This window comes from Staphylococcus pasteuri (assembly GCF_030547725.1).
Classification (GTDB): Bacteria; Bacillota; Bacilli; order Staphylococcales; family Staphylococcaceae; genus Staphylococcus; species Staphylococcus pasteuri.
Map to the genome: position 1 here is coordinate 1 of NZ_JAUOQO010000445.1, position 263 is coordinate 263.

1 protein-coding gene is annotated in these 263 nt (G+C 63.9%); it reads left to right on the plus strand.

Annotated elements, in window-relative coordinates; genetic code table 11:
- Nucleotides 1-263: zinc-binding dehydrogenase (locus tag Q4528_RS14310; RefSeq protein WP_303522289.1), on the plus strand; the 263-nt coding region annotated here is incomplete at both ends.

The window sequence follows — 263 nt, forward strand, 5'->3', positions numbered from 1 at the left end:
GCGGATCATCCGGCATCGGCACCACCGCGATCCAGCTGGCCAACCACTTTGGCGCGCGGGTGTTTGCCACGGCCGGATCGGCAGAGAAGTGCAAGGCCTGTCGCGATCTGGGCGCGGAACAGGCGATCAACTATCGCGAGGCAGATTTTGTCGAGGTTCTGCGCGCCGAGGGCGGCGCCGATCTGATCCTCGATATGGTGGGCGGCGATTACATCCCCCGCAACCTCAAGGCGCTGGCCGATGAAGGCCGTTTAGTGCAGATC